Source organism: Kitasatospora sp. MBT66, assembly GCF_000710405.2.
Taxonomy (GTDB): Bacteria; Actinomycetota; Actinomycetes; order Streptomycetales; family Streptomycetaceae; genus Kitasatospora; species Kitasatospora purpeofusca.
Genome location: NZ_JAIY01000020.1, coordinates 132,784 through 141,435 on the forward strand (window position 1 = coordinate 132,784; position 8,652 = coordinate 141,435).

The 8,652-nt window shown below is 73.6% G+C and carries 9 protein-coding genes; 4 read left to right on the forward strand and 5 right to left on the reverse strand.

All coding sequences use genetic code 11. The annotated features are described in order from the left end of the window. Positions 1 to 68: 68 nt before the first annotated feature. Positions 69 to 605, reverse strand: a complete 537-nt coding sequence (locus tag BI06_RS41645; protein WP_030396915.1) for a GNAT family N-acetyltransferase — start codon at positions 603 to 605, stop codon at positions 69 to 71. A 76-nt stretch (positions 606 to 681) separates the two neighbouring features. Further along, complete coding sequence (locus tag BI06_RS41650) at positions 682 to 1,440, reverse strand: DapH/DapD/GlmU-related protein (protein WP_030396916.1); 759 nt, start codon at positions 1,438 to 1,440, stop codon at positions 682 to 684. 147 nt (positions 1,441 to 1,587) lie between these two features. Here BI06_RS41650 and BI06_RS41655 point away from each other — a divergent pair, with 147 nt between their 5' ends. Further along, entirely contained in the window at positions 1,588 to 2,346 is a 759-nt protein-coding gene (locus BI06_RS41655) for a maleylpyruvate isomerase family mycothiol-dependent enzyme (protein WP_030396917.1), read from the forward strand. Between the two features lie 21 nt (positions 2,347 to 2,367). Here BI06_RS41655 and BI06_RS41660 read toward each other — a convergent pair whose 3' ends face one another. Next, positions 2,368 to 3,141 carry an enoyl-CoA hydratase family protein gene (locus BI06_RS41660; protein ID WP_030396918.1) on the reverse strand — a complete coding sequence of 258 codons (774 nt, stop codon included), beginning with the start codon at positions 3,139 to 3,141 and terminating at the stop codon, positions 2,368 to 2,370. Positions 3,142 to 3,291: 150 nt separating this feature from the next. Next, complete coding sequence (locus BI06_RS41665) at positions 3,292 to 3,861, reverse strand: Uma2 family endonuclease (protein WP_051742919.1); 570 nt, start codon at positions 3,859 to 3,861, stop codon at positions 3,292 to 3,294. Positions 3,862 to 3,968: 107 nt separating this feature from the next. Between BI06_RS41665 and BI06_RS41670 the strand changes: the two genes are divergently transcribed. Continuing rightward, positions 3,969 to 4,391, forward strand: coding sequence for a RidA family protein (locus BI06_RS41670; RefSeq protein WP_030396920.1), 423 nt, complete (start codon positions 3,969 to 3,971; stop codon positions 4,389 to 4,391). 40 nt (positions 4,392 to 4,431) lie between these two features. Here BI06_RS41670 and BI06_RS41675 read toward each other — a convergent pair whose 3' ends face one another. Further along, positions 4,432 to 5,742 carry an MFS transporter gene (locus tag BI06_RS41675; RefSeq protein WP_158516532.1) on the reverse strand — a complete coding sequence of 437 codons (1,311 nt, stop codon included), beginning with the start codon at positions 5,740 to 5,742 and terminating at the stop codon, positions 4,432 to 4,434. 146 nt (positions 5,743 to 5,888) lie between these two features. On the opposite strand from BI06_RS41675, the gene BI06_RS41680 reads away from it, so the two are divergent. After that, complete coding sequence (locus BI06_RS41680; protein ID WP_043477310.1) at positions 5,889 to 6,881, forward strand: ArsR family transcriptional regulator; 993 nt, start codon at positions 5,889 to 5,891, stop codon at positions 6,879 to 6,881. A gap of 227 nt (positions 6,882 to 7,108) precedes the next feature. Continuing rightward, the coding region (locus BI06_RS41685; RefSeq protein ID WP_043477313.1) for a glycosyl hydrolase family 18 protein at positions 7,109 to 8,652 on the forward strand (1,544 nt) is incomplete at its 3' end.

Sequence of the window (8,652 nt, forward strand, 5' to 3'; positions counted from 1 at the left end):
CCTCGCCGCCCGCGACGCCGAACGCGCCGCCGCGGACACCCGGGCCGCCCCCTGACCCCTGCCCTTCGTCAGCCCCGGGCCTTCCAGTCCTGGACCAGCAGGCCGAGCAGCACCTCGTCCAGGAACTCGCCCATCACCCAGGCCGAGGAGCGCAGCACGCCCTCCCGGACGAAGCCGTTGCCCTCGGCGGCGCGGAGCATCGCGGCGTTGTCCGCGAGGGTCTCGACCTGAAGCCGCCGCAGGCCGCGCACCACGAAGCCGTAGTGGCACAGCACCGCGACCGCCTCGCTGCCGTGGCCCCGCCCGCGGGCGGAGGGGAGCAGCCCGAGCCCGAGGTGCGCGGAGCGGTTGTGGTTGTCTATGCCCCACAGGCTCGCGCTGCCGAGGAGCGCGCCGCTGTCGAGCTCCACCACGGAGAACGGCACGACCGCGTCGTCCGTGCGGTCCAGCGAGACCCGGGACTCCTTCGAGCCGGGCGGGATCGGCCGCCACGCTGCGCTCTCGGCCCGCGAGGAGTTGGCCACGTCGTCGTGGAGCTCGGTCAGCAGGACCGGAAGGTCGTCCTCGTGCCGGGCCCGCAGCCCGATCTTCTCTCCTCGAAGCATGCGAGCTTCCTATCCGACCCCGCGGAGCGGCGGCAACCGAATTAGGGCCTGCCGCTCGGATCCTGGCCGCCCGGCCTCAGACCTCGGACTCGCCCGGCAGCCGCAGGTCCCAGCCCGCCAGCGCGCGCAGCTGCGCGGCGGTCATGTCGTCCGGCAGCGGGCTCGGCGGCTCGTTGCGGAACGGCGGCTGCCAGCCCTCCTCCTGCGTCCAGCGGCGGACGGCCCTGGCCGGCGCGCCCGCCACCACCGTGTGGTCCGGCACCTCGCCGCGCACCACCGAGCCGGCCGCGACGACCACGTTGCGGCCCAGCCGGGCGCCGGGGAGGATCACCGCCCCGGTGCCGATCCAGCTGCCGGAGCCGATCTCCACCGGCTCGTTGCGCGGCCACTGCTTACCGATCGGCAGGTCCGTCGCCCGGTACTCGTGCGCCTGGTCGGATATGTAGACGCCGGGCCCGGTCCACACGTCGTCGCCCAGCACGATCGACTGGTGGCCGACGATGTGGCTGTCCCGGCCGATCACGCAGCCGCCGCCGATCCGCACGATCGGCTCGGGCCCGAGGTCCAGGCCGGGGAGGAAGCCCGCGCTGATGGTCACCCGCTCGCCGATGATCGAGAACGGGCCGATGGTGATCCACTGCTCGTTGAAGACCGCGCCGAGCGGGAAGCTCAGCTTCGTGCCCGCGCCGAGCTCCCCGAAGCGGTACGGCCCGGGGTTCTCGCTGGAGACCGCGCCGGCCCGCTGCACCCACTGCCAGCCCCGGTGGACGAGCCGCCCCGCAGCGCGCCGGCCGCCGGCCCGGGCGGCGCTGAACAGGGAACGCGTGATCGACATGCGCTCACGTTACCGGTCCGTACGGTCCGCCCGGCGCGGAGGCGGCCAAGGTCACACGGGCCGCGTCGGCACGCCCTCGCAACATTTTCGCCGCCCATCCATGGGAACACGCGTCCGAATACCGCCGATGCTGCCAGAATCCCGATCATGGAGATCACCGCACACATCGACGCCCTGCGCCACGAGGGCGGCCTGCTCGCCGACGCCGCCGCCCGCACCGAGCTCGACGCCCCCGTCCCGACCTGCCCGGAGTGGCGGCTGCGGGACCTCGTCCTGCACACCGGCCATGTGCACCGCTGGGCCACCACCCACCTCCGGGACGGTCGGCCGACCCCGATGGACGAGGCGAGCCAGCAGGCGATCTGGGCGGAGAAGCCGGACGACGCCGTCCTGGTCGACTGGTTCCGCGCGGGCCACGGCGCCCTGGTCGACACCCTCCTCGCCGCCCCGGCCGACCTGGACTGCTGGACCTTCCTGCCGACGGCCCCGAGCCCGCTCGCGTTCTGGGCCCGCCGGCAGGCGCACGAGACGGCCGTGCACCGGATCGACGCCGACGCGGCCGCTGGCGCCGAGGGACCGGCGACCGCACCGGAGCTCGCGCTCGACGGCATCGACGAACTGCTGCGCGGCTTCCTGTCCCGCGACCGCTCCACGCTCCGCAGCGAGCGGCCGCGCACCGTGCTGGTCAGCACGACCGACGGGCCCGGCCGCTGGCTGGCGACGGTCAGCGAGGAACCGCTGTCCGTCGAGCTCACCGAGGCCCCGGCCGATCTGACCCTCACCGGCCCGGCCCGGGACCTCTACCTGCTGCTCTGGAACCGGCTGCCCGCCGGGACCGGTCGGGTGGAGCACTCCGGCGACGAGGCGCTGCTCGAACTCTGGCGCGAGACCGCCACGATCGGCTGAGCCGAGCGGCCGTGACAGCCGTCAGCGCACCCAGCGGGCGGGCCGCTTCTCCAGGAACGACCGCATGCCTTCCTGCGCCTCCTCCGAGCCGAACAGCCGCGCCGACAGCTCGACCAGCTCGTCCGCGTCCCGCTCGAAGGAGCGCACCACCTCGGCGTTGGCGAGCCGCTTGGACTGCGCCAGGCCCTGCGGCGAACCCAGCCGCAGGGCGTCCAGCAGCTCCTTCAGCGCGACCTCGACCGACTCCGGCGCGTCGGCCGCCCGGGTGACCAGACCGATCCGGGCGGCCTCGGCCGCGTCGAACACCTCGCCCGTCAGGTAGTACCGGGAGGCCGCGCGCGGGTCCAGCTTGGGGCGCAGCGGCAGCGAGATCACGGCCGGCGCCAGGCCGAGCCTGACCTCGGTGAACGCGAAGGTGGCGGCCGGTCCGGCGATCGCCAGATCGGCCGCGCCCACCAGCCCCAGCCCGCCGGCCCGCACGTGCCCGTCGATGACGGCGATCACCGGCTTGGCGCAGTCCACGATCGCCCGCTGGAGGTCGACCAGCCCGCGCGGCCCGACCGTCGGGTCCGCCCCGGTCGCCTCCGAGAGGTCCGCCCCGGCGCAGAACACCTTGCCCGCGTGCGTCAGCACCACCGCGCGCACCTCCGGATCCGCGGCCGCCCCGGCCAGCCCGGCGGTCAGCTCGGCCATCAGCCGACGGGAGAGCGCGTTGCGGTTGTGCGGCGAGTCGAGGGTCAGCGTGGTGACCGCGTCCTCGGTGGAGACACGGACGAAGGGCGCTTCACTGGTCATCGGTACGGTCCTGCTTTCCGGCTGAGGGTGGGTCGGAACGGGGCCGCGACCACGGGTGGGCGGCGGCGCCCGCACGACTCTGACATGCCCACCCTCCCCTCGGCCAGGCTTCCCGACGCCCGGATCCCCGCCGGTGACGCCCCCGGCCGCTCAGAGCCGCGACGTGTCGAGGTCGAGCTCGAACGGCGCGGGCAGCCGGACGGGCACCCCGAAGGCGTGCGGCCCGTCCTCGACGGCGTAGCCGAGCCGGGTGGGCTCGCTGAACACCGTGCAGGCCCGGTGCTGCCGGTCGACCAGGAGGTAGATCGGCGCCCCGTACTGGCCGTACCGGCGACGCTTCACCGTCCGGTCGGTCTCGCCGTTCGAGGGCGAGGTGACCTCCACCACCAGCAGCGTCCGGTCCGGGAGCAGAGCGCCCTCGGTCTTCGCCGCCAGGTCCGCCGGTACGACCGCGAGGTCGGGGATGAACCAGTTCTCCGATCCGGGCAGGTCGAGATTGCCTGCTCCGGACACCAGCCCCAATGCTTCCAAGCGCGCCGTCAGCTGTCGGCGGACGAGCTCGGCGGCGTTCTCGTGCGCCCAGGTCGACGAGAGCAGGGTGATGGCTCCCTCGACGACCTCGGCACGGGCGACTGCGATGTGCTGGATCGCGTACTTCAGTGCCTGTTCGGGATCCGTCACCGTGCTGTAGTCGCCGGGGAGTCGGTGGGCTGTGCTCACGAAGCGGTCTCCTTCGCGGCGGTCGCTCTCGTCACGTGGCGCACACCGGAAGAATACCCTCCGTGAAAGCCGTGGTGCGGTGATCGGCTGTCGGCCACGATGGGCCCATGACCACGGAATCACAGCCCACCAGCAGCGGCCTCACCCACATCGCCGAGCCGCCCGGGGTCGCTCCCGGGACCGGCTACACCCAGGTGGTGACGGCAACCGGGCGGCTGGTGGCGGTGTCGGGGCAGGTCGCCTTCGACGAGGGGCGGCAACTGGTCGGCGAGGGCGACCCGGGGGCGCAGGCGCGGCAGGTCTTCGAGAACCTGCGGCGCTGCCTGGCCGCAGCGGGCGCGGACTTCTCGCATGTCGTCAAGTTGACGTACTTCCTCACCGACATCGCGCACATGCCGGCCGTCCGCGAGGCCCGGGACGAGGCGTTCGGCGGTCTGCCGCTGCCGGCGAGCTCGGCGATGCAGGTGGCGGCGCTGTTCCTGCCGGAGGTGCTGATCGAGATCGAGGCCTTCGCGGTGGTCCCGGAGTAGCCGACGGGCGACCCCCGTCGGCCCCGGCGGCCCCGGCGCGTCAGGCCGGCACCGCGCCCCGCCGCCGGGCCCACCGGACGGCGGGGCCCATGGCGAGGCCGGCGCCGGCGAGCAGCGCGCCGAGGGCGGCCCAGCCCACCAGGCCGTGGCCGATGACGGCGGTCGAGACGACGGCCGGGCCGATCATCAGCGCGGCGGACATGCCCGCGTTGAAGACACCCTGGTAGGCGCCGTGCGAGCGCTCGCCGGCCAGGTCGTAGCTGAGCGCCCAGGTGCCGGCCTGGCCCAGGACCTCGCCGACCGCCTGGAGTGCCACGCCGGCCAGGACCACCACCGCGGCGAGCGCGGCGGGCGTGCCGTGGGCGAGGCCGATGACCAGGCAGGAGGCGGCCAGGATCAGCCCGGAGCGTCCGCAGGCCCGGGCGGCGGCGGCCGGGTGCTCGGTGCCCCGGGTCGCGCGGACCTGGAACGCGATCACCAGCACGGTGTTGACGATCAGGGTGCCGGCCACGGTGATCCGGGGCGCGTCGGTCTGCTGGACGATCCACAGCGGCACCCCGACCTCCAGCATCGCGAACTGCAGGGCGAGCACCGAGCCGAGCGCGGTCACCACCAGGAACGGCCCGTCCCGCAGCGCCGGGTTGCGCCCCCTTCCCCCGGCCGAGCCGTTCTCGACGGGCTTGCTCGCCTCGACCGCCTCGGCCGACGCGACACCCGACCACCCCGGCACCCGCAGCCGCTGGAACAGCACCGCGACGGCCAGGTACGAGGCCGCGTCCGCCAGGATCGCCGTCAGATAGCCGGCCCGCGAGTCCACCTGGAGCGCGATCGCGCCGACCCCGGTCCCGAGGCACAGCCCGACGTTGGTCACCACCCGCAGGTAGGCCCGGCCCGCGACCCGCTTGTCGGCGGGCAGCACCTCCGCGTACAGGGCGTTGCGCACGGCCGCCGAGCCCCGGTCGGCGGCGGCGACCAGGCAGGCGAGCGCGACGAACGCCGGGTAGCCGTCCACCAGGGTGTACCCGGCGGTGCCGAGGCCGGTGAGGGCGACCAGCGCGACCAGGACCGGCCTGGACCCCCAGCGGTCGGCGGCGCGTCCGGCGGGGACACTGGCGAGCACCCCGCAGAGCCCGGCGGCGGTGAGCGCGAAACCGAGCCGACCGGCGCTCAGCCCGAGGAAGCGGGTGAAGAACAGCACGCCGACGGAGAGCGAGAGGCCGCTGCCGACCGTGTTGAGCAGGGTGATCCGGGCGAGCCGGCGCACCGTCGGGTCGGGGTGCAGCAGGCGGGACGCCCCGGAGGCGGGGAGGTCGGAACTCGGCGCGGCGGTCGCCGCCGGTGCGGTGGTCATGGTCACGATCACACCCCGCCGCCGCCGCTCGGCAGTAATCATTTAGGCTCAGGCTAAAACCAGCAGCGCACGGGCGGCACGGACACGTGCCACGGACGTGCCACGGACGCGCGGCGACGCGGACGGGAACAGGGAGCGGGGGTCGCGTGCACCGGTTCAAGCTCGGCCTGGCCGACCTCGCCACCACCTGGTTCGCCTGCTCCCCCGTCCAGGAGGCCGCGCTCAGCCTACGGATGTGGACCCACCCCGGGTACTTCCCCCTCCAGTCCGCCGCCTTCGAGCGACTGCGCCCCGCCTTCGAACGGCTGGACTCCGCACTGCTGCTCTCGCTGGTCTCCGTGCACCGCTGGATCCCGGACTTCCTGACGCCCCGCCCGGCCACCCCGTGGCCGGACTTCCGCACCGAGCTGGCCGCCGTCCGGGCACTGCCGCCCGAGCGGCTGCGACCCGAGCTGGAGCAGACCTTCCTGCCCCACCACCAGTCGCTGCCCCCACTGCTCGCGGCGGGCCTGGCCGACCCGGCCCGGCTGCTGGCGCGGATCGCCGACGCGCTGGAGGAGTACTGGGAGTGCTGCCTGGCACCGGGCTGGTGGCCGAAGGCCAGGGCGGTGCTGGAGGCCGACCTGGTCTACCGCTCCCGGGTGCTGGCGCAGCAGGGTGCGGCCGCGCTGTTCGCCGACCTGGACCACCGGCTGCGCTGGACGGACGGGCTGCTGTCGGTCGACCGCCGCTGGAAGCAGTGGGACGGGGAGATCACGGTGGACGGTCGCGGGCTGGTCCTGGTGCCGACCTTCTTCGCCCGGGGCGCGATCACGATGATCAGCAACGACCGGGCGCCGCAGATCAGTTACCCGGCCCGGGGGCAGGCGGGGATGACCGCTCCGGCGGCGTCGGCGACCCCGCGCGCGCTGGAGCAGTTGCTCGGCGCACCGAAGACCCGGCTGCTCGCGCTGCTGGCCGAGCCGGCCAGCACCACCGACCTCGCCTACCGGCTGGGGGTGACGCCGGCCGCGATCAGCCAGCATCTGGCGGTGCTGCACCGGACCGGGCTGGTGAACCGGGCACGGCACGGCCGTTCGGTGCTGTACAGCCGCAGCCCGCTCGGCGACGAGCTGTCCGGCCACCCGCGCCGGGGCTGACGGCCCCGGCCCCGGCCCGCCGAATTCGATCAACTCGGCAGTGGTACAGACCTGTTGACGCATTGGTCTGTACCTCCTACAGTGCCCCATGCTGCGTCCCCCACGACGCGGGCACCGGTCGACCACGCACCGACCCCAGCACCCGACCGGGCACCACCAGGCACCACCGGGCTCCACCCGCACGGTTCTGCGCCACCCTGTCCAACCCCACAGTCACAGGGAGAACCATGTCCGTCCGATCCCGCACGCGCCGAGACCAGGCGCGCCGCACCCGCCGCAGACTGCTGGCGCTGCTCTCCGTCCTGCTCCTCCCCCTCGCCGCGATCACCGCCCTGGCCACCCCCGCCAACGCGGCCGGCAAGCTCACCGCCGCCTTCACCACCGAGAACAACGGCTCCTGGTGGAAGGGCACTTACATCGTCCGCAACGACAACACCACCGCCGTCAACGGCTGGACCCTGGAGTTCGACCTCCCGGCCGGCGTGACCGTCCAGAACAGCTACAACGGGACCGCGACGGTCAACGGCCGCCACGTCACCGCCGTCGCCGCGTTCTACAACGCCAACGTCCCCGCGGGGAAGACCACCGAGCCGTACAGCTTCTGGTTCGTCGCCAACGGCCCGGTCGGCACGCCCACCGGCTGCCGCATCAACGGCGACAAGTGCGACGGCAGTTCGGACGTCCTGCCGTCCGCGCCCGGCACCCCCGCGGTGACCGACGCGACGGCCCACACGCTCGCGCTGAAGTGGCCCGCCGCGACCGGCGGCGACTTCCCGGTGGCCTCCTACGACGTGCTGAACGGCAGCACCGTGGTCGGCGGCAGCACCACCACCGACGCCGTGGTCACCAACCTCACCCCGGCGACCAGCTACACGCTGACCGTCCGCGCCAAGGACACCCGCGGCAACCTCGGCCCGGCGAGCGCGCCGGTCACCGCCTCCACCTTCGACCCGGCGACCGACCCGACGCCGCCCACCGCGCCCACCAACCTCCGTACCACGGCGGTGGGTTCGAGCGACGTGACGCTCGCCTGGAACGCGGCCACCGACAATCTCAAGGTCGCCGCGTACGACGTCTACCAGGACGGCGCCCTGGTCCGCACGGTCACCGGCTCCACCCTGGCCGCGACCGTCGGCAGCCTCTCCCCGTCCACCGCCTACACCTTCACCGTCAAGGCCAGGGACGGCGCGGACAACGCCTCGCCCGCCACCGCACCGCTGAAGGTCACCACCTCCGACCTGGTCGGCGCCGGGAAGTACGCCCGGGTCGGCTACTTCACCCAGTGGGGCATCTACGGCCGCCAGTACTTCGTCAAGAACCTCGACACCTCGGGCAGCGCGGCCAAGCTCGACGTCATCAACTACGCCTTCGAGAACATCGACCCGGTCAACCTGACCTGCATGGCGGGCGTCACCAAGGGCACCACCGCCGACCCGCAGGACCCGGACCAGGGCACCGGCGCGGGCGACGCCGACGCCGACTACGCCCGCCCGATGAGCGCCGCCCAGTCGATCGACGGCGTGGCGGACGACGGCTGGGGCAAACTGCGGGGCAACTTCAACCAGTTGAAGAAGCTCAAGGCGAAGTACCCGAACCTGAAGGTCGTCGTCTCGCTGGGCGGCTGGACGTACTCCAAGTACTTCTCCGACGCGGCGGCCACCGACGCGTCCCGGCAGAAGCTCGTCAAGTCCTGCCTCGATGTGTGGATCAAGGGCAACCTGCCGGTCTACAACGGCGCGGGCGGCGACGGCGTCGCGGCCGGCATCTTCGA

Coding starts and splice junctions, on each gene's coding strand:
- BI06_RS41650 (WP_030396916.1), bottom strand. CDS start 1,440: ATGTCGATCACGCGTTCCCTGTTCAGCGCCGCCCGGGCCGGCGGCCGG.
- BI06_RS41655 (WP_030396917.1), top strand. CDS start 1,588: ATGGAGATCACCGCACACATCGACGCCCTGCGCCACGAGGGCGGCCTG.
- BI06_RS41670 (WP_030396920.1), top strand. CDS start 3,969: ATGACCACGGAATCACAGCCCACCAGCAGCGGCCTCACCCACATCGCC.
- BI06_RS41675 (WP_158516532.1), bottom strand. CDS start 5,742: ATGACCACCGCACCGGCGGCGACCGCCGCGCCGAGTTCCGACCTCCCC.
- BI06_RS41660 (WP_030396918.1), bottom strand. CDS start 3,141: ATGACCAGTGAAGCGCCCTTCGTCCGTGTCTCCACCGAGGACGCGGTC.
- BI06_RS41645 (WP_030396915.1), bottom strand. CDS start 605: ATGCTTCGAGGAGAGAAGATCGGGCTGCGGGCCCGGCACGAGGACGAC.